We start from the raw sequence: 22,439 nt of genomic DNA, 5'->3' as shown, positions 1-22,439 counted from the left end.
CTGCTCAACGCCGAGTCAGCGCCACGCAAGACACCCGCTGGCGAGCGCCTCGCCAGCGCCCAAGCAACCATCAACCGTTAGGCCCGCCATGGATGCCGCAGCCCTGCTGCACTCCGAAATCCGCGAACTCGTCCGCCGCCGCGGCGTCGACCCGCTCACGGACGCCCCCGGCCTGGAGGCCCTCGTCGCCGAGGCCAGCGCCGACTACCTCGCCCGCGCCGACGCCGGCCTGGTCCCGCCCCTGCCCGACCCCGACGACGCCGGCGCTCGCGCCGTCGACGCGTTGGCCGGCCTAGGCCCACTGCAGCGCTACCTGGACGACGACACGGTGGAGGAGATCTGGTGCAACGCCCCCGGCCGCGTGTTCATCGCCCGCGCCGGCCGTCCCGAACTGACCACCACCCTGCTGGAGGATGAGGAGTTGCGCGTCCTGGTGGAGCGGATGCTGCGCGCCTCCGGGCGCCGTCTGGACCTGGCCAGCCCCTTCGTGGATGCCCAACTGCCCGGCGGCGAACGCCTGCACGTGGTCATCCCACCCATCACCTCCCACCACTGGGCGGTCAACATCCGCAAGCACACCTCGCGGGCCGCGCGCACCAGCGACCTGGTGCGGATGGGGTCGCTGACCGCGCACGCCGCCGCCTTCCTGGACGCCTCCGTGCAGGCCGGGTTGAACATCCTCGTCTCCGGCGCCACCCAGGCCGGCAAGACCACCATGGTGCGGGCCCTGGCCGGCGCCATCCCCGCCGGGCAGCGGGTGATCACGTGCGAGGAGGTCTTCGAGCTGGCGCTGCGCAATCGGGACTGCGTGGCCATGCAGACCCGCGCCGCCAACCTGGAGGGGACCGGCGAGATCAACCTGCGGCGCCTGGTCAAGGAGGCGCTGCGCATGCGTCCGGACCGGCTGCTGATCGGCGAGGTGCGCGAGGCGGAGGCCCTGGACCTGCTGATCGCCATGAACTCCGGCATGCCGTCTATGTCGACATTGCATGCCAACTCCGCCCGGGAGGCGATCGTCAAGATCTGCACGCTGCCGCTGCTGGCGGGAGAGAATGTCTCCGCAGGGTTCGTGGTCCCCACGGTGGCCGGCGCCGTCGACCTGGTGGTCCACCTGGACCTGGGCGCCGACGGCCACCGCCAGGTGCGGGAGATCGCCGCCCTGTCCGGGCGGGTGGAGAACGGCACCATCGAGATGTCCGACGTCTTCCACCGCGACGACGCCGGCCGGCTGGTGCGTGGCCCGGGGCTGCCGCGCGCCGCCGAACGCTATGCCCGCTCCGGCCACGACCTGGCCGCCCTGCTCACCGGTGACGCAGTGGGGTCCCATCCGGGCCTGCGCGCCGGGGCCGGCGGGCGTACCGGGACGGCGGGGGCCGCGGGGGAGTGGTCCTGATGGGCGCCGTAGCCGGGCTGCTGGGCGGCAGCGGCATCATCCTGATCTGGCTCGCCCTGACCAGCGAGCCGCCCCAGTGGCGTTCGGCCCGCCAACGGCACCTGGCGGACCTGCTCGTGCAGGCCGGCGTCGGCCGCACCAGTCCCGCCCTGTTCGTCACCGGCAGTCTCGGGCTCGGACTCGTGGTCGCACTGGTCTTCCTGGGAGTCTCCCGCGCCTGGCCGATTGCGGTGGCCTTCGGTGCGATCGCCGCCGGCGCACCGTTGCTGGTGGTCTCCTCCCGAGCCCGCACCCGCCGCACCAACCTGCGCGAGGTCTGGCCGGAGGCCGTCGACACGCTGGTGTCGGGCGTGCGCGCCGGCATGAGCCTGCCCGAGGCACTGGCCAACCTCGGTGAGCGCGGACCCGAACCGATCCGGGAGGAGCTGCGCGCCTTCGGCGTCGACTACGCCACCACCGCCCGCTTCGACCAGTCCCTGGACCGGCTCAAGGCCCGCTTCGCCGACCCGGTGGCCGACCGCATCGTGGAGGCCCTGCGGCTGGCGTACGAGGTCGGCGGCAACGACCTGACCACCCTGCTGCGTTCGTTGTCGCGGATGCTGCGGGAGGACCTGCGCACCCGCGGCGAGTTGGAGGCCCGCCAGTCCTGGACCGTCAACGGGGCGCGGGTGGCGGTGGCCGCGCCGTGGATCGTGCTGGCACTGCTGTCCACCCGCCCCCAGGCGGCCGCCGCCTACGCCACCGCCACTGGCGCCCTCATGCTCGCCGTCGGCGGGGTGGTGACCGTGATCGCCTACCGGCTCATGCTGCGGCTCGGGCGCCTGCCCGAGGAAGATCGGGTGCTGCGATGAGTCCCGGCCTCGCCGGCGCCCTGGCCGGGCTGCTCGCCGCCTGCGGCATCCTCGCCGTCATCCAGGCCGTGCGGCGCCACCGCCCCACCCTCGCCTCCCGCCTGGAGCCATACGTGCACCCCCGCTCGGCCGCCTCGCGGCTACTGGTCGGCGCGCCGGCCGCGGACGGGCAGACCGTCAGCGCCGTGCTGCTGGGTACGGTCACCCGCCTGGGCGGCCTGCTGGAGGCGATCGGCTCCTCGGCCGACTCGGTGCGTCGGCGCCTGGCCCGCTCCGGGACCGGCCTGACCTATGAGGAACTGCGCACCCAACAACTGCTGTGGGCGGTGGCCGGGCTCGCCGTCGCCGCCGGGAGCGGACTGGCGCTGTCGCTCCTCTGGCGGGTCAACGTGCCGCTGCTGATCGTGCTGGCGCTGCTGGCCGGCGTCGGCGGGGCGGCCGCCCGCGACTGGTGGCTCACCCGCACCGTGACCCGGCGCTGCGAGCGCATTGAGGCGCAACTGCCCGACGTCGTCGAACTGCTTGCGCTCGTGGTCGGGGCCGGGCAGGGCCCCATCGCGGCCATCGAGCGGGTCGCGCGCGTGGGCCACGGCGAACTCGTGGAGGAACTGGAAGTCACCCTCGCCGACGTTCGTTCGGGCACCGTACTGTCCACCGCCCTGGCCCACCTGGAGCAGCGGGTCGGTTCCCTGCAGGTCACCCGCCTGTCGGAGGCGATCGCCGTCGCCCTTGAGCGCGGCACCCCGCTGGCGGACGTGCTGCGCGCCCAGGCCGCCGACGCCCGCGAGGCCTCCCGACGCGCCCTGATGGAGGAGGGCGGGCGCCGCGAGATCGCCCAGATGGTGCCCGTCGTCTTCCTGATCCTGCCCATCACCGTTGTCTTCGCCCTCTTCCCGGGCCTGTTTGTGCTGCGGATCGGCCTATGAGCCGACTCCCCGCGCCGGTCGCGCCGCGCGCCCGCGGGACCCCGGGCCGCCCGAAACCTCCCCACCGCCAGACCCATATCCACCACCCCTCCACGGAAACGGAGAATCCCATGCAAACTCTCAAGCGCCTCAGTATTCGCCTGCAAACCCGGCTCCACCACTTGGACGACGAGCGCGGTGACGTCCCCGGCTGGGTGCTGGTCACCCTCATGACCGCGGGGCTGGTCGTCGCCCTGTGGGCGGTGGCCGGCCCGGCCCTGATCCAGGTGTTCAACGACGCCATCGCCAAGGTCTCCGGTGCCATCTGAACGGCCGGGCCGGTGCGCCCGCGGGCACGTCGGGCGCGGTGAAGCGGGCGGGCCCGGCGGCCGGCACCGGCCGGCGGCCCGCCGCATGGCCACCGAGCGCGGCTCGGCCGTAGTCGACTTCGTGCTCGTCGGCGTGCTCGTCGTCGCCGTGTCGGTGGCGCTGCTCCAGCTCGCCCTCGGCCTGCACGTGCGCAACCTGCTCACCGACGCCGCCGGGGAGGGCGCCCGCCGCGCCGCGCTGGTCGGCGGCACCACCGCCGAGGCGGATGCGCGCGTGCGCGCCCTGGCCGACGCGGCACTCGCCGACGGCTACGTCGACGCCGTGAACGTCACCCGCACCCGGGTCGACGGCGTGACGGTGGTACGCGTGGACGTGACCGCCCCACTGCCGGTGTTGGGCCTGCTCGGCCCCGGCGGGACGCTGCACGTCACCGGGCACGCCGTCGACGAGGCCGTCCTCGTGGGCGTGGACGGAGACGAACCGTGAACCGGCGCGCGCAAAGCCGACCGCACACGCCGGTCGAGCCGTCGGGGAGGCGTTGGTCTGGTCGCCGGGTCCCCGGTCCGCGTCTCCGCCGGGCCGGATGGGGCGGCGAGTCGGAGGCCGGCAACGCCGCGGTGGAGTTCATCGGGTGGACGGTGGTGCTGGTGGTGCCCGTGGTGTACCTGCTCGTCGCCCTCGCCCAAGTGCAGGCCGCCTCCTTCGCCGTGGCCTCCGCCGCCGACGCCGCCAGCCGCATCCTGGAGGTCGAGCCGGGGGAGTCCGCCGTGGCTCACGCGCGTGTGGCCGTGAGCCTGGCCCTGTCCGACCAGGGCGTTGACGCCGACCCCGCCACCGCCCTGAGCGTGGGCTGCGCGGACGCCGCCTGCACCGGGGCGGTGGTACGCGTACAGGCGGGCGTGGACCTGCCGGTGCTCGCGTCGGCCGGGGTGGGGCGGGACGTCGTCGTCGTGGATGCCGAGCGCGCCGTCACCCTTGCCGTCAGCAAGGGAGGCGCACCATGATCTCGCGGGAGCGCTGCCGGGCCGCCGCCGCCCGGGTGCGCCGGACGGCCGCCGCGGAGGACGGGCAGACCCTGCTGCTGGGCGTCGGGCTGGTCGCCGTCGTCGCCGCACTGATTCTGGCACTCGCCTCCGCCAGCGCCGTCTACCTGGACCTGAAGACCCTCACCTCGCTGGCGGACTCGGCCGCGGCCGCCGCTGCGGATGCGATCGACGACGCCTCCTACTTCGCCGGAGACTCCACAACGGCCGGCCCCGGCACGCTGTCGGCCGCGGGCGTGCGGGCCGCGGCCGCCGCCGACCTGGCCGGACAACCGGTCGAGCTGACCGGGGTGCAGATCACCGAGGCCGCCAGTCCCGACGGTGCCACCGCCGTCGTCACCCTGACCGCGCATTCCCAACCGCCCTTCCTGCCCTGGGGCGTAATCCCCGCAGCGGGCTTCACGATCACCGCCACCGGCACCGCCCGGGCCACCACCAACATGTGAAGGCGCGGGGCCGAATGTCCGGATTCGGCATAAACGGGTCCGAAGCGGCCAAGAGCCGTTTCCGGATCGTTGGAATCAAGCCGTTTTATGGGCGGCCAGAGAGCGCGCGCCCGACGTTCCTGCCGGATTTGGACATTCTTCGGCGGGCGAGAGAGGTGGAGGAGCTACGGGGGATCAGGGTCGGGGTGGCGACGCGGTTAACCACTTGTGAATCGCCACTGGTCTGCGCGGCGAGCAGATCGAGTGCCCCGGCGGCGATCAGGTCGAAAGGCACACGCACCGTCGTCAGTGGCACGGTCAGTTGGCCGGCCAGCGGGGTGTCGTTATAGCCGACGACGCTCAAGTCCTTCGGGACGGAGCGTCCCAACGTCTTGGCCGCGGACAGCGTCCCCATGGCGAGGGAGTCATTGGCGGCGAAGACGGCGGTGATTCCCGGCGCCTCGCTGAGCACGGCTGTCGCCGCCGCGCTGCCGTCTGTGAAGCCGAAGCCGCAGTGGCGGACGTACGCCTCAGGGACCGGCACATCTGCCTCCGCCATGGCGCGGCGGTAGCCGGCCAAGCGCTGCCTGGCGGTGGAGGCGAAGTCGGGCCCGGGAAGCACTGCGACTTTGGTGTGCCCGAGGTCGAGCAGGTGGCGGGTTGCGAGATACCCGCCGAGCTCGTCGTCGCATACGGAGGAGGGTGAAATGTCGTCGGTGCGCAGTGCGAGCACATGCGGCACACCGCGTTCACGCAGGGAACTGGGCAGAGGATCATCAAGCCGAGCGGTGGCGAGTACGAGGCCGTCGACGCGCCGGGCCAGTAGCGAGTCCACGGCGTGGGCCTCGGCGGCGGAGTCGTCGCCGCACACGGATACGAGTGCGAACAATCCCCGAGCGGCCGCCGCTGAGAAGATCGCCTCGAACAGCAGCGCCATCACGGTGTCGGACAGTCGCGGCACCAGCACCCCGACGGTGCCGGTGTCGCCGCGTCGCAGTGCGGAGGCTGCGGCGTCGCGCCGGTATCCGAGCCGTTCGGCCGCTTCCCTCACTCGCTTGGCGGAGGCGGAGCGTGAGGTCGGAAGTCGTTCGTCCAGGATGCGGGAGGCCGTAGAGATGGACACGCCAGCTGCTGCGGCGACGTCCTTAAGGGTGACGGTCTTCACGGTGTGCCTCCTGGTCGGCTGATCGCATCGTAGCTGCGCGACTCGCAGACGAGGAGACGGACCCGCGGCGCCCAAGGACGTCGCGGGTCCGTCTCGGACAGGGCTACTCGTGATCAAACGACGACGGCGGCCAGTGCGAAACCGTAGAGCACGCTCAGCCCCGTCGCCATGAGGCCCGGGACTAGGAAGGGGTGGTCGAAGAAGTGTGTGCCGAGCCGCGTCGAGCCGGTGTCATCGAGGTCCACCGCCGCCAACAGCGTCGGATAGGTGGGCAGGATGAACAGGGATGAGGTCGCCGGGAAGCAGGCGACCACGGTCGCCGGAGCCACACCGATCGCCAGCGCGGTGGGGAACAGCGCCCGCGTGGAGGCGGCCTGCGAGTACAGCAATGAGGAGGCAACTACCACCAGGATGGCGAACAGCCAGGGCTTGCCGGCGAGCGCGTCACCCAGGTGGGCTTGGATCCACTCCTGGTTGGCGGTCATAAAGGTGGTACCCAGCCAAGCGACACCGAGGATACAGGCGCAGGCGTTCATACCGGTGCGGAAGATTGACGAGCCCGGTATCGCCTTCGGATCTGCGCGGCAGGCCACGATGATCGCCCCGGCGGCTGCAAGCATGACGGAGATACGGCACTGTCCGGCGTCCATAACGGGCTCGGAGATCAGGCCCACCTTCTCGGAGATGGCAATGGAGTAGGCGAGCACCACAACCAGGGCGATCAGGAAGATCAGCACCGACAGCTTGGCGCCCGGGCGCAGTTCGCGGACCTCGTGCTTAGGCGGGGTGATCTCGCCAGCGGCGAGGCGGCGCCGATACTCCGGCACGACATCGAGTCGGTCCGTCCCGCGCGCCTTGTCCCAGAACATGAATACCAGTGCGGTAGTCATCGTGCCTAGGAAGGTGGCGGGGATCGACACCAGAATCAGGTCGATGAAGGTCCACCCGGAATTCGTCTCCTCAAGTTGGCCAGAGAGGAACACCACGGCGGCGGAGATCGGGGAGGCGGTGATGCCAAGCAGCGATCCGGCCACGCCGACCGCCAGCGGGCGGGTGGGGCGGATGTTGTTCTCCTTGGCGACCTCCACGATCACCGGCATGGTCGCGAAGGACACCTGTCCGGTGGAGGCGGCGAAGGTGAGCAGGTAGGTAACCAGGGGCGCCAGCAGGGCGAGGTACTTGGGGTGGGCACGCAACAGCCGGTCGGTGAGATTGACCAGGTAGTCGAGCCCGCCGGCCACCTGCATGGCCGAGGCCGCATAGATCACCACCATGATGAACACGATCACCTGCATGGGCAGGTCGCCGGGGGTGGCACCGAGCAGGCCGAGGACCACCACGCCGGCTCCGCCGGCGAAGGCAATGCCGATGCCGCCGATTCTGGCGCCGATGATGATGAAGGCAACGAAGACGAGGAACTGCAGAAGGATCACGGCCTACTCCATTGTGGGCGGTGGGTGGGGGGGAGGAACGCGGCACGGGGCGTGATCACCATCGGCACCGATCGTGATGGGACACACTTGGTGTGGGGCGGCCGCGGGGCGTGGCGGTCGCGGGAATAAGGCCGCGACCGCCACGTGTAGTGGTCAGGCCGGGATCTGCGCCTTGCCGATTCCGGCGGCAGCCAGGGCCGCGGCGATCTCCTCGTGGGCGCCCTCTGCCAGGGGGCGTAGCGGAGAGCGCACGGTGGCGGTCTCCAGCACGCCGCGCTCCACCAGCGCCTCCTTCAGGGCGACGGTGCCCTCCATGTGACTTCCGCGGTGGTAGACCGCCTTGGTCACCGGCAGGAGCTGGTCATGCACGGCGCGGGCGGCGTCGTAGTCGTGCGCCTGGCCGGCCTTGAGCAGCTTGATCAGCAGCTCGGGGGCGATGTTGCCGTAGCCGACCAGGAGGCCGTCGACGTCGAACATGGTGTGCAGCAGGTACTCGTCGTGGCAACTCATGATCGTCAGGTCCGGGAAGGCCTCACGCAGTACCGGGATCTCGGTGTCCCACCGCTTCATGTTGCGCACGCCGTTCTTGGTGTAGTGCACGCCGGGCAGCGCCGCGATCTCCAACTGGGTGTCCAGGTCGTAGCTGCACTTGGTGTTGTCCGGGTACTGGAAGAGGATTTCGTTCAGGCCGGTCTCCTCATAGATCGCCTTGTAGCGGTCCTGCGGGGCGCCGGGCTGGAACCCGAACCGCAGCCAGCCGTGGGAGGGGTAGATCAGGCCGGCGGTCGCCCCGGCGTCGACGGCACGCTGTGCCTCCTCGCAGGCGACCCTGGTGCCCTCGCCGGTGATGCCGGCGACGACGGGGACGCGGCCGTCGGTGGAGGCGACGAACGCCTCGATGACGGCCACCTGCTCGGACTGGGTGAGGAAGGTGCCCTCACCGGCGTGGCCCAGGACGACCAGTGAGGTGACTTCGGGGAAGGAGCCCAGCCAGGAGCCCAGGCGCTTGATGGCGGGGAAGTCGATCTCGCCGTCGGGGGTGAAGGGGGTGACGGGGGCGGGGTTGAGGCCGCGGAGGTTGGGTACTGGGACGCTCATATTGGTTCACTTCCTTGGGATCAAGAGCGGATCATGCCACCGGGAGCGCCTCTTGCAAACGTTCCCGGGAACGTTTGCAAGAGTAGGTGAGGAGGCTCGCCGTGTCCATAGGTCGGAAGGCCCAGATGGTGGCCGTGCGGCCTCCCGGTACGCGCGCAGAATGATGCTCCGAATACGGGACAAACGCGTGTGCGCGACCGAACTGTGGCTGACAGATCGCTGATATCAAGCCGTTTTATGGGCGGCCAGAGAGTGTGCGCCCGACGTTCCCGCCGGATTTGGACATTCTTCGGCGGCGGCCTCTCCCGGCGGGCCCATACTGGGCCCATGACAGACCCCGAAACCGCGCCCGCGCTGCGCGACGACGACGCCTACGCCGACTCCATCATCGACTTCGTCACCGCCTCACCCACCAGCTACCACGCAGCCGCGGAGGTCGCCCGCCGCCTGGACGCCGTGGGCCTGACCGCCGTAGACGAGCGCGAGCCCTGGGGAACCGACCTGCCCCGCCGCGGTTACACCCGCCGCGACGGCGCCATCATCGCCTGGCTGCTGCCCGAGCAGCTGGACGCGGCCGCCGGATTGCGGATCGTCGGCGCCCACACGGACTCCCCGGCGCTGCGGCTCAAGCCCCGCGCCGCCATGGTGCGCGACGGCGTGCAGGTGCTGAACGTCGAGGTCTACGGCGGGCCACTGCTGAACTCCTTCCTGGACCGCGAGCTCGGCCTGGCCGGCCGCCTGACCACCTTCGACGGCACCACCCACCTGGTGCGCACCGGCCCCATCGCCCGCGTCGCCCAGGTCGCCCCGCACCTGGACCGCAGCGTGAACGAGTCCCTGCACCTGGACAAGCAGGCCCATCTGTTGCCGCTGTGGACCCTGACGAGTGGCAAAGCGAGTGATGCGGCGGCGGCCGCCGGCACGGCCCCGGCGGGCGCCGCAACCGACGCGGCCGGACCCGGGAATGACGCCGCGTCCGCCCTGCCCGGCCCCGACGCGCCCGAGCATTACCTGTGCGAGCTGGCCGGCATCGACCCCGCCGACCTGGCCTTCTGCGACATCCTCACCTACCCCACCGAGGCGCCGGCCCGCTTCGGTCGCAATGGCGAGTTCCTCGCCTCCTCCCGCCTGGACAACCTCTCCTCCGTGCACTCCGCCCTGGTGGCGCTGGAGGCGTTGGCCCGCGCGGGCGATCCCACCGGCCCGATCGTCTTCATCGCCAATGACCATGAGGAGGTCGGCAGCGGCACCCGCACCGGTGCCGCCGGCCCGTTCCTGCAGACCGTGCTGTCCCGCCTCGCCGGCGCCATGGGGATCACGGGCGACGCCTACGCGGCGCTGCTGGCCCGCTCGGTGTGCGTCTCCGCCGACGCCGGCCACGCCGCCCACCCGAACTATCCACAGTTGCACGATCCCGCCGTGCGCCCCGTCCTCGGCGGCGGGCCGCTGCTGAAGATCAACGCCCAGCAGCGCTACGCCACCGACGCCACCGCCGTGGCCACATGGGCACGCGCCTGCCGCACCGCCGCGGTTCCCAGCCAGGACTTCGTGTCCAACAACGCCGTGCCCTGCGGCACCACGATCGGCCCGCTCACCGCCACGCGCCTGGGCATCCCCACCGTCGACGTCGGCCAGGGGCTGCTGTCCATGCACTCCCAGCGGGAGATGTGCGCGGTCACCGACGGACGCGGCCTCGCCCGCGCCATGCACGCCTACTGGCAGGGCGCCTGAACCCCAGAGGGCGGTGCGCCGCCCGGCCCCGCCCGCTTAGCCGCGCCGACCACCGGCCGTGCCCCAAGACGACGGTGCCGGGCAACCGCTCAATGCAGCCGCCCGGCACCGCCTGCCTTCAAGCGCGAGCCGGCGCTCAGCGCCAGGCGCCGCGCCAGTACTGGATCGGCAGATGCGCGGCCTGCCAGTCGTTCACGCCCAGCTCGTGAGCCCAGCGCACCGGCAGGTACGGGTCGCGCAGGGCCGCCCGCCCGGCGGCGACGGCGTCGGCCAGGCCGGCCACCAGGATCTGCTCCGCCTGCATGCCGGAGTCGATGATGCCGACGGCGACCACCTGCGGCTGCCCTCCGCCCGGCGTCGTCATGCCGTCCACGGCCTGCTTGACCTGGGCGGCGAAGGGCACCTGGTAGCCGGGGCCCGCCGGCACCTGGGCGGGCGCGTTCCCGCCGGTGGACACGTGCAGCACGTCCACGCCCGCCGCCACCAGCTGCCGCGCCAACTCGGCGGTGTCATCCCCGGTGATCCCGCCCTCGGTCCAGTCGGTGGCAGACAGGCGGATGTCGAGGACCTTGTCCTCCCCGATGGCCGCGCGCACCGCCCGAACCATCTCCAGGGCGAAGCGGCGCCGCCCCTCGGCGGAGCCGCCGTAGGCGTCGGTGCGGGTGTTGGACAGCGGCGAGAGGAACTGGTGGATCAGGTAGCCGTGGGCGCCGTGCAGTTCCACCACGTCGTAGCCGGCGGCCACGGCGCGGCGGGCGGCGTCGGCGAAGGCCTGCACGGTGTCGGCGATCTCCGCGGTGGTCAGCGCGCGCGGCACCGCGTGGCCGGGGTAGGCCACCGCACTCGGCGCCACCAGATCCCAGTCGGGCAGGGTGCCGGAGCGGGCCCCCTCGACGTCGGGCCGCCACGGGGGCGTGCCCGCCTTGCGGCCGCCGTGGCCCAGCTGCACGCCCGCCAGCGCGCCGCCGGCGTGGATCGCCTCGACGATGCGGCGGTGGCCGTCCACCTGGGCGTCGTCCCACAGGCCGAGGTCGTAGGGGGACAGGCGCCCCGCGGGAGTGACGCCGGTGGCCTCGACGATCACGGTGCCGAAGCCGCCCTGGGCGCGCGAGCCGTAGTGCACCACGTGCCAGTCGGTGGCGATGCCGTCCTGGTTCTCGACCGAGTACATGCACATGGGTGGGAGCCAGAGGCGGTTGCGGGCCGTGAGCCCGCGCAGAGAAAGGGGCTGAAGGAGCTGTGGATTCGCCATGGCGTCACGCTACGCGTGCCGACCGTCGACGGCCAGGGGTGCGGTCGGGATCACTGCCGCCCACCCACGTGGGCTCGATAGCCTTGGCACATCATGACCACTTCCGCCCTCGCCCCCTCCCGCCCCGTCCCGTACGGCGACCCCGCGCACACGCCCGCCCCGATTACCCGGCGCGTCGACGACGTCGCCCTCGTATTCGAAGGCGGTGGCATGCGCGGCACCTACACCGCGGCGCTGGTGCAGGTGCTGCTGGAGGAGGGGCTGTTCTTCCCCTGGGTGGGCGGCATCTCCGCCGGCACGACCAACACCGTCAACATGGTCTCCCGCGACCTGTGGCGCACCCGTGAGGCCTTCGTCGGGCTGACCACCGACCCCGACGCGGGCGGGTGGGGCAGCTTCGCCCGCGGCCAGGGCTACTTCAACTCCGAGCACATCTACCAGCACACCTCCCTGCCGGACGAGCTGTTCCCCTTCGACTGGGACACCTTCAAGTCCTCCGCGGCCACCGTGCGCCTGGGCGCCTTCCGCTGCGACACCGGCGAGGAGGTCTACTGGGGCCTGGAGGACATGGACGTCATGGAGGACCTGCTGGTGCGCTGCCAGGCCTCCTCATCCATGCCGGTGCTCATGCCCACCGTCCACATCGACGGCGTGCCCTACCTCGACGGGGCGCTCGGCCCCACCGGCGGTTTCCCCACCGACGCCGCCGCGGCCGACGGCTACGAGCGCATGCTCGTGGTCTCCACCCGGCCGGCAGGCTACCGCAAGCCCGCCGAGAAGCGCGCCGCCGCCTACCGGCGCATGTTCCGCAAGCAGCCGGAGGTCGCCGAGGCCATCATCAACCGGCCCGACGGCTACAACCGCACCATTGAGGAGCTGGAGCAGGGGCGCCGCGAGGGGCGCGTCTACCTGTTCCAGCCCGACCGCATGGCGATCGAGAACGGTGAGCTGCGCTACGACCGCGTGGTGACCGCCTACGAGGCCGGCCTGGCGCAGGCCCGCCGGGAGCTGCCCGACATCCTGGAATTCCTCGGGTTCTGAGCCCGACGGCGACCGCCGCCGGGCGGTGGACGACGACGCTGTGACAATGTCAACGTCTGATTTCGTTGGCGTCACGAATGGGGTCATGCTGTTCTTGGGGCTCGTACCGCCCGAACCCGGGCGGGCCACGGCCTGAACGGAGACATCTATGACCAATAAGCCCAAGATCGGGATCGTGCTCGGCTCGGTGCGGGAGGTTCGCCTCGGCGAGCAGATCGCCCAGTGGGTGCTTGAGCACGCGCGCGCCCGCGGCGACGCCGACTACACCATCATCGATGTCAAGTCCTTCGACCTGCCCCTGTTCACCTCGCAGGTTCCGCCAATGATGGCGAACAAGCAGTATGACGACCCGCGGGTGCAGGCCTGGTCAGACGCCATCGACTCCCAGGACGGCTTCGTGTTCGTCACCTCCGAGTACGACCACGGCATTCCCGGCGCCTTCAAGAACGCCACCGATCACCTGTTCTCCGAGTTCCAGAACAAGACCGTCGGCTTCGTCGGCTACTCCGGCGACGGCGCCATCCGGGCGGTCGAGCAGTGGCGCACGGTCCTGGGCAGTTGGAGCATGCACGTGGTCTACCCGCCGGTGCAGCTGATCCTCGTCACGGACACCACGGCGGACATGGCCACCTTCACCCCCGTGGACCGGCGCGACGTCCAGTTGGCCGAGACCCTCGACGCCGTCGTCGCCTCCATCGCCGCCCGTCAGGGCTGAGGCGCGCCGGGCGCGCCCGCGAAGCCGAAGGTGGTGATCGCGGGCACGGCCCGGCCGCCGTCGAGCGCCGCGGCCAGCAGCCGCAGGACCTTCAGTTCGTGCGGCGGGACCGGCTCGGGCAGTGCGTCCAGCGCAAACCACCTCAGGGCGCCGGACTTGTGCGGCTCCTGGATGGTGGGTGTGCCGCGCCAGCGAGTCAGGGTGAAGAAGAAGTCCGCCCGCTGCTCGAGGGCCGGCCCGCCGACGGCGTTGCTGCGGTGCATGGCGGTGAGCGGCACCAGATCGCCGGGATCGACGACGACGCCCATCTCCTCGGCGCCTTCCCGCACGGCCGCCGCGGTCACCGACTCGCCGGGCTCGACGTGCCCCGCGATCCCGGCTGCCCAGTGCCCGTCCATGAAGCCGGTGTTGCGGCGCAGCTGCAGCAGTACCTCGGTAGCGGCGGCGCCGTGAGGCCAGCCGGCAGGGGAACGGGGCGCGCGGTCGACGCCGACGGGATGGCCGGTGCCGAGTGTCTCCGTGGCCATGGCTGTGGTGGCGTCCTTTCGGGGACGCAGCAACAGCACGTAAGCGGCGGGCACGAGCGCGAAGGGCGCGGCGTCGTCGGGGCCGGCAGGGCGGGGGAGAGCGGGCATGCCCGCACGCTAGCGCAGCGCTGCGGCCTCGTGGCATTCATGCCGGAGCCCTACGGGGTACACAGGTGGCACATAAGCGGGGTCACCAGACTGGTCGGCGACCAGCAAGCCGGTACCGCGGCGGCGGTGGAACATGCGCACCGTCGTCGGGCGCCGGCAGCACACCTGAAGGAGATCCCCATGCGTTTCAGCCGTACCACCGAATACACCACCGACCTCGACGACGACCGCTTCTGCATGCGGCGCCGCTCCGTGCTGCTGGGCGGACTCGGCCTGGCCACGGTCGGTGTGCTGACGGCCTGCGGCCCCTCCAACGACTCCGCCTCCACCGCCACAGCCACCACCGAGACGGCCGCCGATGCGGACACCGCCGCCACCGCCGCCGACGTGGAGGCCTCCGTCGGCCCGGAGTACCACGAGGCCTCCGAGTCCAACACCGCCCTGTCGAGCGGTTCCTGGACCGGCTCGATCGGCGACAAGGAGATCACCCTGAGCGGCGCCTACCTCGTCGACGGCATCGCGGCCACCATCGACGGCGGCACCTTCGAATCCACCAGCGCCGACGAGACCGTCTTCCTGGTCGTCAACGGCGGCAGCCTCACCGTCACCAACGCCCGCGTCAACAAGTCGGGCGACGCCTCCACCGACGGCGAGCACGGCGTGGATGACTCCTACAGCTTCTACGGGCTCAACTCCGCCATCGTGGTGGTCGGTGAGGGCAGCAGCGCCAGCATCGACCAGACCACGCTGACCACCGACGCCTCCGGCGCCAACGCCGTCGTCGCCACCGGCGGCGCCACGGCCGAGGTCACCGCCTCCGCCATCAACACCACCGGCGAGTCCTCCCGCGGCCTGCACGCCACCTACGCCGGGGCGATCACCGGCGCCAACCTGACCATCACCACCGAGGGCGCCCACTGCGCCGCCGTCGCCACCGACCGCGGCTCCGGCACCGTGACGGTGGACGGCACGAACACCTTCACCACCGCCGGCGACGGCTCGCCCTGCATCTACTCCACCGGTGAGATCACCGTCTCCGGCCTGACCGGCACCTCCGGCCAGGGGCAGGCGATCGTGGTCGAGGGCAAGAACCACGCCACCGTCTCCGATTCGACGTTCACCACCGACTCGGAGACCGCCGGCGTCATGCTGTACCAGTCCATGTCCGGGGACGCCGCCGACTCCGACGCCGCCACCGAGACCTCCACCCTCGCGCTCACCGACGTCACGCTGACCTGCAGCCGGGACGTGCCCATCCTCTACGTCACCAACACCACCGCCGAGGCCACACTCACCGGCTGCACGCTGGAGACCGCCGGCGGCCTGGCAGCCGCCGACGAGGACCGCTGGGGCAACTCCGGCTCCAACGGCGGCACCCTGACCCTCACCCTGGACGCAACCAGCTTCGATGGCGCCATCACCGCCGGGAGCACCTCCGCCATCACCGTCAACACCATCAACGGGGGCGCCGCCACCGGCACCACCTCCGGCGACGTCACCGTCTCCTGACGCCACGGTTCGCAGGGCCCCTTGCGGCGTGTGCGGCGCGCTTGAGGCCGGCACTTGTCATGGAATGCACCTCTTTCTGCGTCTGCTTCCTGAGGGGGCTCCGCGCTCACCGCAGAATCATGCGACTCGATGCGGCGCGCCAGGGGCGGTTGCGGTTGAAAGTGGTGCATTCCGTGACAGGCGTACCTCGTCTAGCGGCCGCGGTGTGCCGCGGGTACCGGCGTGGGCGTGTAAGCGGCGGTTGCACGGGCGAGTGGGGAAGGCCTTTGACGCGTGGGCTAGCCATTAATAGGGAATTGGAGGAATCCCACAAGTTGCGCTCGCGGATCCGGGCGGCAAACGGCGGTGCGTTGCGGGCCCTCGCACCTCTACGGTGGTGGCATGAGCACAAACATGCGCCCTGCCGTCCGCTCCAACACCGCTCCCGCCGCGGTGCCCCTGGCCCGCCGCGTCGCCCGCGAGGCGGCGCTCATCATCGGTGGCGCCGCCGCCATCGCCCTGATCGGTCAGATCGCCCTGCCACTGCCCTTCACCCCGGTGCCGGTCACTCTCGGCACACTGGCCGCCCTCGGCGTGGGCGGCGTGCTCGGCTCCCGGCGCGGCCTGGCGGCCGTGGCCCTGCTCGCCGCGGCGGCCGCCCTCGGAGCCCCGGTGCTCGCGGGCTGGAGCGGCGGTATCACCGCCTCCTTCGGGTACGTGCTCGGCTACGGGCTCGCCGCGCTGCTCGCCGGCCGCGCCGGAACGGTCGCCGTGGGCCGCGGTACGCCGGCGGTCCTGCGGGCGGCGGCGGTGCGCGTGGGCCTCATGCTCGCCGCCTCCGCGCTGGTGTACGTGCCCGGCCTGCTGTGGCTCAAGGCCGCAACCGGCGCGCCGTGGAACGCGGTGTTCGTCATGGGGCTGGCGCCGTTCGTGGTGGGTGACCTGCTGAAGTCCTTCGCGGCCGCCCTCGTGGTCCGCCCGGCGGCGCTGCGCTGACTCGCCCCACTCCCGGATCCTGAGACCGGCCATTCGCAATCCGGTCGGCAGCGATAGGACTGAACCATGACCTCCCCAGCGCAAACCCCTAGTTCCTCCCAACCCGCCGACCCGACGCCGGCTCCCCGCCGCAACGACGAGGACCGCTCGGCCTACATCGCCGTCACGGTCTTCCCCTTGCTGATCCTGCTGGCCTTCGCCGCCGCGATGCTCGCCCCCGAGGCGCTCAGTCCGCTGTCCGCCGGCACCAGCTACGCCCTGGGCATCATCATGTTCGGCATGGGCCTGACTCTGACGGTCCCCGACTTCGCCCTGGTGGTGCGCCGCCCCCTGCCGGTGCTGGTGGGGGTCGCCGCCCAGTTCGTGGTCATGCCCCTCATCGCCTGGACCCTGACCCGCATCTTCCAACTGGACCCGGCCCTGGCCGCCGGCGTCATCCTGGTCGGCTGCGCCCCCGGCGGCACCTCCTCCAACGTCATCTCCTACCTCTCCCGCGGTGATGTGGCGCTTTCGGTGACCATGACCTCGATCTCTACGCTGCTGGCCCCGCTGCTCACGCCCCTGCTCACCCAGTGGCTCGCGGGCCAGTACATGCCCGTCGACGCCGGGTCCATGGCCATGTCGATCGTGAAGATCGTGCTGGTGCCCGTCATCGGCGGCCTGCTGATTCGCGCCTTCCTGGGCCGCTTCGTGGAGCCGCTGCTGCCCGCGATGCCCTGGATCTCCGTGCTCGGCATCTGCTACGTGGTGATCGCCGTGGTCTCCGGTTCTGCCGACAAGATCGCCTCCGCCGGAGCGCTGGTGCTGCTGGTGGTCGCCCTGCACAACTGCCTGGGTTACCTGCTCGGCTACCTGATCGGCCGGGTGACCAGCCACGACGAGAAGGCCTCGCGCACCACCGCCATCGAGGTCGGCATGCAGAACTCCGGCCTGGCCGCCGGGCTCGCCGCCCAGTACTTCAGCGCGGAGGCCGCCCTGCCCGGAGCGGTCTTCTCCATCTGGCACAACCTCTCCGGCGCCGTGGTCGCGGCCCTGTTCCGCCGCCGGGACGCCCGCGCCGCCAACTGAGGCTTCGCCCGACGACGGCGTGTGCCCGCCCGTGGTGGTGGGCATACGCCGCGGCCTCGCGCCCAGGCGGTGTTTCACGGCGGCTGGCGCTCGCGGATCCCCGGAGCGGGCGGGCGGACTCACCTGCGAGTGTCCGAGTCCGGGGCCTACTGCCTGCCCAGCGGCAGGAATGTGGCGGAGGTTACTTGCGCGGCCGGTAGTGGCCGGTTCTGCGCCGCCCATCGTTGGACATAGCCCCGGCCTTGACGTCCGGGGTGTAAGGCGTGTTTCCAAATGCGGGTATCGTGAGACGGTCCGTTCGGTCCCAAGGTCGCCCGCGGGTGGCTGTGTCTGGGCGGCAATGTCCGTAGCCGCACCGGAATCGGCTCCCACGCGGGGCCCGGCCCTCCGGCGGCCCGCCAAAGAGAAGACCGCATGTTTCCGTACCTAATGCGCAGGCTTGCGAACTACGCGATCCTGTTGGTCATAGCGACCGTCTTGGCGTATTTCCTCGCCGCGACGCAGCTCAACCCACTCGGGTTGTATGACCTGAGCAATACCAAGCTCAACTGGGACGGCATTTACGCCACACTCACGTCCTATAACATCAACCCCAATGATCCGGTCCTGGATCGGTTCAAGATTTGGGCCACGGGCGTGCTCACCGAGTGGGACTGGGGCAAGACTCCCAAGGGTGAATCCGTCAATGCCATCGTTGCCCGCCGCATGTGGGTATCGGTGCGGCTGGTCTTCCTCGGCTCCCTCATCGGTATGGGCGTCGGCACGGCGCTGGGCGCCTGGACCGCCACCAAGCAGTACTCCGCCGCGGACCGCATCATCACGGTGCTGTGCCTGATCGTCTTCTCCACGCCGGTCATGGTCATCGCCCTGTTCCTCAAACTCGGGGCCATCAAGGCCAATGCCGCCCTGGGCGGGCAGGTCTTCGAGTTCGTCGGCGAGGGCTCCGGCTTCGTCGGTCGCGCCCAACACCTGCTGCTGCCGACCATTTCCATGTCGCTTACGGGCATCGCGACCTACTCGCGCTATCAGCGCAACCTCATGCTCGACACCCTCGGCGCCGACTATGTGCGCACCGCACGCGCCAAGGGACTGCGCAAGCGCCAGGCCATCACCCGTCACGCGTTGCGCACCTCGCTGATCCCCATGGGCACCTACTTCGCCTTCGCTCTGGCCACCATGTTCGTAGGCGCCTCCATCACGGAGACCGTTTTCACCTGGCACGGTATGGGCGAGTACGCCGTCACCTCGATCTCCACCTTCGACATCAACGGCACCGTAGCCGTGGTCGCCTTCTCCGGAATGATGACGCTGATAGGCGCCCTCTTGTCAGACGTCCTCGTGGCCGTCATCGACCCCCGCGTGAGGGTGAGCTGAAATGGCAGACGCGTCCCGCAATGACAGCACCTCCGGCGGCAGCAGCCGCTCGGATTCGGTCATCGGCCCCGACTCGGCGCCTGGCGCCTCCCTGGAGACCGCCATTCCCGGCAATGCGCCGGAGATGGCCGACTCCGCCGCGCAGACCGCGCGCCTGACCCGCGGTCAGATCCTGCGCCGCCGCTTCTTCCGCAACAAGAGCGCCGTGGGCGGCCTGGTGGGCTTCGGCCTGATCGTGCTGCTGGCCGTCGTCGGCCCGCACATCGCCCGCTACCACTACACCGAGCCCGATTTCCTCGCCTTCCACGTCCCCCCGAACGCCGATCACTGGCTGGGAACCACCAAGGACGGCTCGGACGTGTTCGCCATGGTGATCGAGGGCCTGCGCAAGTCTCTGATCATTGGCCTGAGCGTGGCCGCGATCCAGACCGGCGTGGCTGCCATCGTCGGCAGTGCGGCCGCCTACTTCGGCGGCTGGTTCGACAAGGTCGCCCTGTGGGTCATCGACCTGCTGCTGGTGGTGCCCTCCTTCCTGATCATCGCCATCGTGTCCCAGTCGGTCTCCGGCCAGTCCAAGGGCTCGATTCCGCTGTTCATCATTCTGCTGGCCGCATTCAGCTGGATGCTGACCGCCCGCGTCATCCGTTCCATGACGCTGTCCGTGCGGAACATGGAGTACGTGACGGCGGCCCGCTACATGGGGGTCAGCGCCCCGCGGATCATCGCCCGCCACATCCTGCCCAACGTCTCCTCCTACATCATCATCGACGCCACGCTCGGCATTGCCAGCGCGGTGCTGAGCGAGACCACGCTGTCCTACTTCGGCTTCGGCGTGAAGCCCCCGAACACCTCCCTGGGGACGCTCATTCAGCAGTCGCAGGGTGACGTCGCCGTCTACCCCTGGGCCTTCATCGCCCCCGCCGTGGTGCTGATGGTCATGCTGGTGTGCGTAAACCTCATTGGCGACGGCGTGCGTGACGCCCTCGATTCCTCGTCTAAGTCTGGAGGCCAGGCATGAGCCGCTCCCACAAGCAGGCCCCCGCATTCGAATCCGACGCTCTGCCCGACCCGGCCGCCGCCGCCCCACTGCTGGAGGTCCGCGACCTGTGCGTCACCTTCCCCTCGGAGGACGGTCAGGTGCACGCCGTGCGCGGCGTCAACCTGGACCTGGCTCGCGGCGAGGTGCTCGCCCTGGTCGGTGAGTCGGGCTCGGGCAAGTCGGTGACCTCCACTGCCGTCATGGGACTGCTGGACGAGTCGGCTGCCGTGTCCGGTTCGGTCAAGCTGCACGGCACCGAGCTTCTGGGCCGTTCAGACGCATACATGTCGAAGCTTCGCGGCACCCAGATCGCCATGGTCTTCCAAGACCCGCTATCCGCCCTCACCCCGGTGTACACGGTGGGTCAGCAGATCGTGGAGGCCCTGAAGATCCACAACCGCGGCATGTCGGACAAGGATGCGAAACGACGCGCCATCGAGTTGCTGGACCTGGTGGGTATTCCCAACCCCACCGTGCGCGTGAACGCCTATCCACACGAGTTCTCCGGCGGTATGCGTCAGCGCGCCGTGATCGCCATCGCGATCGCCAACGATCCCGACCTGATCATCGCCGACGAGCCCACCACCGCGCTGGACGTGACTATTCAGGCGCAGATCCTGGACGTGCTGCGTACCGCGAAGCAGGAGACGGGCGCAGGCGTCATCATGATCACTCACGACCTGGGAGTGGTGGCCGGCATGGCCGACCGGGTCAGCGTCATGTACGCCGGCCGGATCGTGGAGACCGGCGACGTCGACGACGTGTTCTACCGCCCCCGCATGCCCTACACGATCGGTCTGCTCGGCGCACTGCCCCGCCTGGACACCAAGAAGGACTCCGCCCTGGCCACCCTGGAGGGAAACCCGCCGTCGCTGCTGGCCGAGCCCACCGGCTGCCCCTTCGCCCCGCGCTGCCCCATGGTGCAGGACGCCTGCCTGGACGGCGAGCCCGCCCTGGCGCCGGTGCGCCCCGATGGCAGCCTCGACGCCGTAGACGACGCCCCCGCGGGCCCGCAGCTGTCCGCCTGCCGTCGTTTCCCGGAGATCGAGAAGAACAACCTCAACTACCGGGACATCTACCCGGTGCCCAAGCTCAAGACGCCGGAGGCCCTCGACCTGCCCCATGAGCAGCGCGAGGAGGTGCTGCGGGTCACCGAGCTGGTAAAGGACTTCCCGCTGATGAAGGGTGCGGTCTTCAAGCGCCGCGTGGGCACCGTCCATGCCGTGGCGGACGTGTCCTTCGACGTGCGCAAGGGTGAGACCCTGGCGCTGGTGGGGGAGTCCGGCTGCGGCAAGAGCACCACTCTGCTGGAGGTCATGGACCTCAAGTCTCCCCAGCACGGCACGATCGTGGTGCTCGGCAAGCAGACGGACAAGCTGTCACGCGGTGAGCGTCGCCGGATGCGTCAGGACGTGCAGATCGTCTTCCAGGACCCGATGGCCTCGCTCGACCCGCGCCTGCCGGTGTTCGACCTGATCGCCGAGCCGCTGCGCGCCTTCAAACGCCCCAAGCAGGAGATCGCCGACCGGGTGGCCGAACTGATGCAGCTGGTCGGCCTGGAACCCAGCCACGCCAACCGCTACCCGCGCAACTTCTCCGGCGGGCAGCGCCAGCGCATCGGCATTGCCCGGGCGCTGGCCCTGGAGCCGAGCCTGTTGGTGCTGGATGAGCCGGTTTCCGCCCTGGACGTCTCCATCCAGGCCGGGGTGATCAACCTGCTCGACGAGCTGCGCGCCACCCTGGGGCTGAGCTATCTCTTCGTGGCTCACGACCTGTCCGTGGTGCGGCACATCGCCGACCGGGTCGCGGTCATGTACCTGGGGCGGATTGTGGAGATCGGCGACGTTGACGCGGTCTTCTCCGCGCCGGCTCACCCCTACACGCAGGCGCTGCTCTCCGCCATCCCGATTCCGGATCCGGTTAAGGAACGCACCCGCAGCCGCATCATCCTGCAGGGCGATCTGCCCTCGCCGGCCAACCCGCCCTCGGGCTGTCCCTTCCGCACTCGCTGCCCCAAGTTCGCAAATGAGCTCGACGATGAGCAGCGAGAGGCCTGCCTGACCCGGCTTCCGGACTTCTTCACGATGGGGGAGGACCACCGGGTCTCCTGCCACTACTCGGAGCACGCCAGCGTGTTCTGAGCCTTCGGGTGTGCTCGGATCGGTGTGGTCTGGCGGCCAACGCCAATCCGAGTATCAGACAGGTGTCAGAAACACTCGTATGGTTTTCACAGCTGCCGGGCACCTCACGCGTCCCGCTTGCCAACAACCGCTCAGCCGATCCAGAAACGGAGTACCACCAATGCAAATCAACCGTCGTCTCTTCCTCTCGGGCACCGCCTCGGCGGCCGCCCTGGCGGCCCTGGCCGCCTGTGGCGGGGGCTCCTGACTCCTGACAGGTCGCTGGGGTGATTGGGGTTTTTCGTTGGTGTGGTGTGGTTGGGTTGGTGGTTGTGGG

21 protein-coding genes are annotated in these 22,439 nt (G+C 70.5%); 16 read left to right on the top strand and 5 right to left on the bottom strand.

Annotated elements, in window-relative coordinates:
• Positions 1-88: 88 nt before the first annotated feature.
• The 7 genes from DRB06_RS03295 to DRB06_RS03265 all read left to right on the top strand — a co-directional run bounded on the left by DRB06_RS03295 (position 89) and on the right by DRB06_RS03265 (position 4,968).
• Positions 89-1,393: a CpaF family protein gene (locus tag DRB06_RS03295; RefSeq protein ID WP_111819132.1), complete on the top strand. Its 1,305-nt coding sequence runs from the start codon at positions 89-91 to the stop codon at positions 1,391-1,393.
• Positions 1,393-2,244, top strand: a complete 852-nt coding sequence (locus DRB06_RS03290) for a type II secretion system F family protein (RefSeq protein ID WP_111819131.1) — start codon at positions 1,393-1,395, stop codon at positions 2,242-2,244. Before DRB06_RS03295 ends, DRB06_RS03290 begins: the two co-directional genes overlap by 1 nt.
• Positions 2,241-3,170 carry a type II secretion system F family protein gene (locus tag DRB06_RS03285; protein WP_108966362.1) on the top strand — a complete coding sequence of 310 codons (930 nt, stop codon included), beginning with the start codon at positions 2,241-2,243 and terminating at the stop codon, positions 3,168-3,170. The genes DRB06_RS03290 and DRB06_RS03285 overlap by 4 nt, the downstream gene beginning before the upstream one ends.
• Before the next feature lie 110 nt (positions 3,171-3,280).
• Entirely contained in the window at positions 3,281-3,478 is a 198-nt protein-coding gene (locus tag DRB06_RS03280) for a hypothetical protein (RefSeq protein WP_073327381.1), read from the top strand.
• 85 nt (positions 3,479-3,563) lie between these two features.
• The gene (locus DRB06_RS03275; protein WP_108966365.1) at positions 3,564-3,965 is read left to right on the top strand and encodes a TadE/TadG family type IV pilus assembly protein; all 402 of its coding nucleotides are present in this window, start codon (positions 3,564-3,566) and stop codon (positions 3,963-3,965) included.
• A gap of 131 nt (positions 3,966-4,096) precedes the next feature.
• A complete protein-coding gene (locus tag DRB06_RS03270) occupies positions 4,097-4,483 on the top strand; it encodes a peptidase T4 (RefSeq protein ID WP_111819130.1) in 387 nt (128 codons plus the stop codon).
• Positions 4,480-4,968, top strand: coding sequence for a glycosyltransferase (locus tag DRB06_RS03265; protein ID WP_111819129.1), 489 nt, complete (start codon positions 4,480-4,482; stop codon positions 4,966-4,968). The genes DRB06_RS03270 and DRB06_RS03265 overlap by 4 nt, the downstream gene beginning before the upstream one ends.
• Before the next feature lie 85 nt (positions 4,969-5,053).
• Here the strand turns inward: DRB06_RS03265 and DRB06_RS03260 are convergent, their stop codons facing one another.
• The 3 genes from DRB06_RS03260 to DRB06_RS03250 all read right to left on the bottom strand — a co-directional run bounded on the left by DRB06_RS03260 (position 5,054) and on the right by DRB06_RS03250 (position 8,643).
• Complete coding sequence (locus DRB06_RS03260) at positions 5,054-6,112, bottom strand: LacI family DNA-binding transcriptional regulator (RefSeq protein WP_220092961.1); 1,059 nt, start codon at positions 6,110-6,112, stop codon at positions 5,054-5,056.
• A 113-nt stretch (positions 6,113-6,225) separates the two neighbouring features.
• Complete coding sequence (locus DRB06_RS03255) at positions 6,226-7,545, bottom strand: anaerobic C4-dicarboxylate transporter family protein (protein WP_073327373.1); 1,320 nt, start codon at positions 7,543-7,545, stop codon at positions 6,226-6,228.
• A 153-nt stretch (positions 7,546-7,698) separates the two neighbouring features.
• Complete coding sequence (locus tag DRB06_RS03250) at positions 7,699-8,643, bottom strand: dihydrodipicolinate synthase family protein (protein WP_108966373.1); 945 nt, start codon at positions 8,641-8,643, stop codon at positions 7,699-7,701.
• Between the two features lie 327 nt (positions 8,644-8,970).
• Here DRB06_RS03250 and DRB06_RS03245 point away from each other — a divergent pair, with 327 nt between their 5' ends.
• Complete coding sequence (locus DRB06_RS03245) at positions 8,971-10,374, top strand: M18 family aminopeptidase (protein WP_111819128.1); 1,404 nt, start codon at positions 8,971-8,973, stop codon at positions 10,372-10,374.
• Between the two features lie 136 nt (positions 10,375-10,510).
• Here the strand turns inward: DRB06_RS03245 and DRB06_RS03240 are convergent, their stop codons facing one another.
• Positions 10,511-11,626, bottom strand: coding sequence for an NADH:flavin oxidoreductase/NADH oxidase (locus DRB06_RS03240; RefSeq protein ID WP_111819127.1), 1,116 nt, complete (start codon positions 11,624-11,626; stop codon positions 10,511-10,513).
• Between the two features lie 93 nt (positions 11,627-11,719).
• On the opposite strand from DRB06_RS03240, the gene DRB06_RS03235 reads away from it, so the two are divergent.
• Both DRB06_RS03235 and DRB06_RS03230 read left to right on the top strand, forming a co-directional pair.
• On the top strand, positions 11,720-12,667 hold the full coding sequence (locus DRB06_RS03235) for a patatin family protein (RefSeq protein ID WP_108966380.1): 948 nt from the start codon (positions 11,720-11,722) through the stop codon (positions 12,665-12,667).
• Positions 12,668-12,815: 148 nt separating this feature from the next.
• The gene (locus DRB06_RS03230; RefSeq protein WP_073327365.1) at positions 12,816-13,382 is read left to right on the top strand and encodes an NADPH-dependent FMN reductase; all 567 of its coding nucleotides are present in this window, start codon (positions 12,816-12,818) and stop codon (positions 13,380-13,382) included.
• Here the strand turns inward: DRB06_RS03230 and DRB06_RS03225 are convergent.
• The gene (locus DRB06_RS03225) at positions 13,373-14,017 is read right to left on the bottom strand and encodes an NUDIX domain-containing protein (protein WP_181575175.1); all 645 of its coding nucleotides are present in this window, start codon (positions 14,015-14,017) and stop codon (positions 13,373-13,375) included. The genes DRB06_RS03230 and DRB06_RS03225 overlap by 10 nt on opposite strands.
• 180 nt (positions 14,018-14,197) lie before the next feature.
• On the opposite strand from DRB06_RS03225, the gene DRB06_RS03215 reads away from it, so the two are divergent.
• From DRB06_RS03215 to DRB06_RS03190, 6 genes are all read left to right on the top strand, one after another.
• On the top strand, positions 14,198-15,526 hold the full coding sequence (locus DRB06_RS03215) for a hypothetical protein (protein WP_220092960.1): 1,329 nt from the start codon (positions 14,198-14,200) through the stop codon (positions 15,524-15,526).
• Between the two features lie 381 nt (positions 15,527-15,907).
• Positions 15,908-16,501, top strand: coding sequence for a biotin transporter BioY (locus DRB06_RS03210; protein WP_073327362.1), 594 nt, complete (start codon positions 15,908-15,910; stop codon positions 16,499-16,501).
• A gap of 66 nt (positions 16,502-16,567) precedes the next feature.
• Positions 16,568-17,569: a bile acid:sodium symporter family protein gene (locus DRB06_RS03205; protein WP_111819126.1), complete on the top strand. Its 1,002-nt coding sequence runs from the start codon at positions 16,568-16,570 to the stop codon at positions 17,567-17,569.
• Between the two features lie 414 nt (positions 17,570-17,983).
• Positions 17,984-18,943 (top strand): ABC transporter permease, encoded by a 960-nt coding sequence (locus DRB06_RS03200; protein ID WP_073327359.1) that lies wholly within the window; start codon positions 17,984-17,986, stop codon positions 18,941-18,943.
• Between the two features lies 1 nt (position 18,944).
• On the top strand, positions 18,945-19,961 hold the full coding sequence (locus DRB06_RS03195) for an ABC transporter permease (protein ID WP_309300322.1): 1,017 nt from the start codon (positions 18,945-18,947) through the stop codon (positions 19,959-19,961).
• Positions 19,958-22,123 carry an ABC transporter ATP-binding protein gene (locus DRB06_RS03190; RefSeq protein ID WP_111819125.1) on the top strand — a complete coding sequence of 722 codons (2,166 nt, stop codon included), beginning with the start codon at positions 19,958-19,960 and terminating at the stop codon, positions 22,121-22,123. Before DRB06_RS03195 ends, DRB06_RS03190 begins: the two co-directional genes overlap by 4 nt.
• The last annotated feature ends 316 nt before the right edge of the window (positions 22,124-22,439 follow it).

The sequence above is a fragment of the Actinomyces sp. Z5 genome, from assembly GCF_003287795.1.
Classification (GTDB): domain Bacteria; phylum Actinomycetota; class Actinomycetes; order Actinomycetales; family Actinomycetaceae; genus Actinomyces; species Actinomyces glycerinitolerans.
The sequence above is the reverse complement of the archived record's forward strand: the minus strand, read 5'-3'. Positions and strand labels throughout refer to the sequence as shown.

Excerpts from the sequence above, each read along its gene's own strand:
- DRB06_RS03280 (WP_073327381.1), top strand. The coding sequence starts at position 3,281 with ATGCAAACTCTCAAGCGCCTCAGTATTCGCCTGCAAACCCGGCTCCAC.
- DRB06_RS03295 (WP_111819132.1), top strand. The coding sequence starts at position 89 with ATGGATGCCGCAGCCCTGCTGCACTCCGAAATCCGCGAACTCGTCCGC.
- DRB06_RS03190 (WP_111819125.1), top strand. The coding sequence starts at position 19,958 with ATGAGCCGCTCCCACAAGCAGGCCCCCGCATTCGAATCCGACGCTCTG.
- DRB06_RS03225 (WP_181575175.1), bottom strand. The coding sequence starts at position 14,017 with ATGCCCGCTCTCCCCCGCCCTGCCGGCCCCGACGACGCCGCGCCCTTC.
- DRB06_RS03195 (WP_309300322.1), top strand. The coding sequence starts at position 18,945 with ATGGCAGACGCGTCCCGCAATGACAGCACCTCCGGCGGCAGCAGCCGC.
- DRB06_RS03290 (WP_111819131.1), top strand. The coding sequence starts at position 1,393 with ATGGGCGCCGTAGCCGGGCTGCTGGGCGGCAGCGGCATCATCCTGATC.
- DRB06_RS03245 (WP_111819128.1), top strand. The coding sequence starts at position 8,971 with ATGACAGACCCCGAAACCGCGCCCGCGCTGCGCGACGACGACGCCTAC.
- DRB06_RS03200 (WP_073327359.1), top strand. The coding sequence starts at position 17,984 with ATGTTTCCGTACCTAATGCGCAGGCTTGCGAACTACGCGATCCTGTTG.
- DRB06_RS03215 (WP_220092960.1), top strand. The coding sequence starts at position 14,198 with ATGCGTTTCAGCCGTACCACCGAATACACCACCGACCTCGACGACGAC.
- DRB06_RS03285 (WP_108966362.1), top strand. The coding sequence starts at position 2,241 with ATGAGTCCCGGCCTCGCCGGCGCCCTGGCCGGGCTGCTCGCCGCCTGC.
- DRB06_RS03210 (WP_073327362.1), top strand. The coding sequence starts at position 15,908 with ATGAGCACAAACATGCGCCCTGCCGTCCGCTCCAACACCGCTCCCGCC.
- DRB06_RS03205 (WP_111819126.1), top strand. The coding sequence starts at position 16,568 with ATGACCTCCCCAGCGCAAACCCCTAGTTCCTCCCAACCCGCCGACCCG.
- DRB06_RS03230 (WP_073327365.1), top strand. The coding sequence starts at position 12,816 with ATGACCAATAAGCCCAAGATCGGGATCGTGCTCGGCTCGGTGCGGGAG.
- DRB06_RS03275 (WP_108966365.1), top strand. The coding sequence starts at position 3,564 with ATGGCCACCGAGCGCGGCTCGGCCGTAGTCGACTTCGTGCTCGTCGGC.
- DRB06_RS03235 (WP_108966380.1), top strand. The coding sequence starts at position 11,720 with ATGACCACTTCCGCCCTCGCCCCCTCCCGCCCCGTCCCGTACGGCGAC.
- DRB06_RS03240 (WP_111819127.1), bottom strand. The coding sequence starts at position 11,626 with ATGGCGAATCCACAGCTCCTTCAGCCCCTTTCTCTGCGCGGGCTCACG.
- DRB06_RS03265 (WP_111819129.1), top strand. The coding sequence starts at position 4,480 with ATGATCTCGCGGGAGCGCTGCCGGGCCGCCGCCGCCCGGGTGCGCCGG.
- DRB06_RS03250 (WP_108966373.1), bottom strand. The coding sequence starts at position 8,643 with ATGAGCGTCCCAGTACCCAACCTCCGCGGCCTCAACCCCGCCCCCGTC.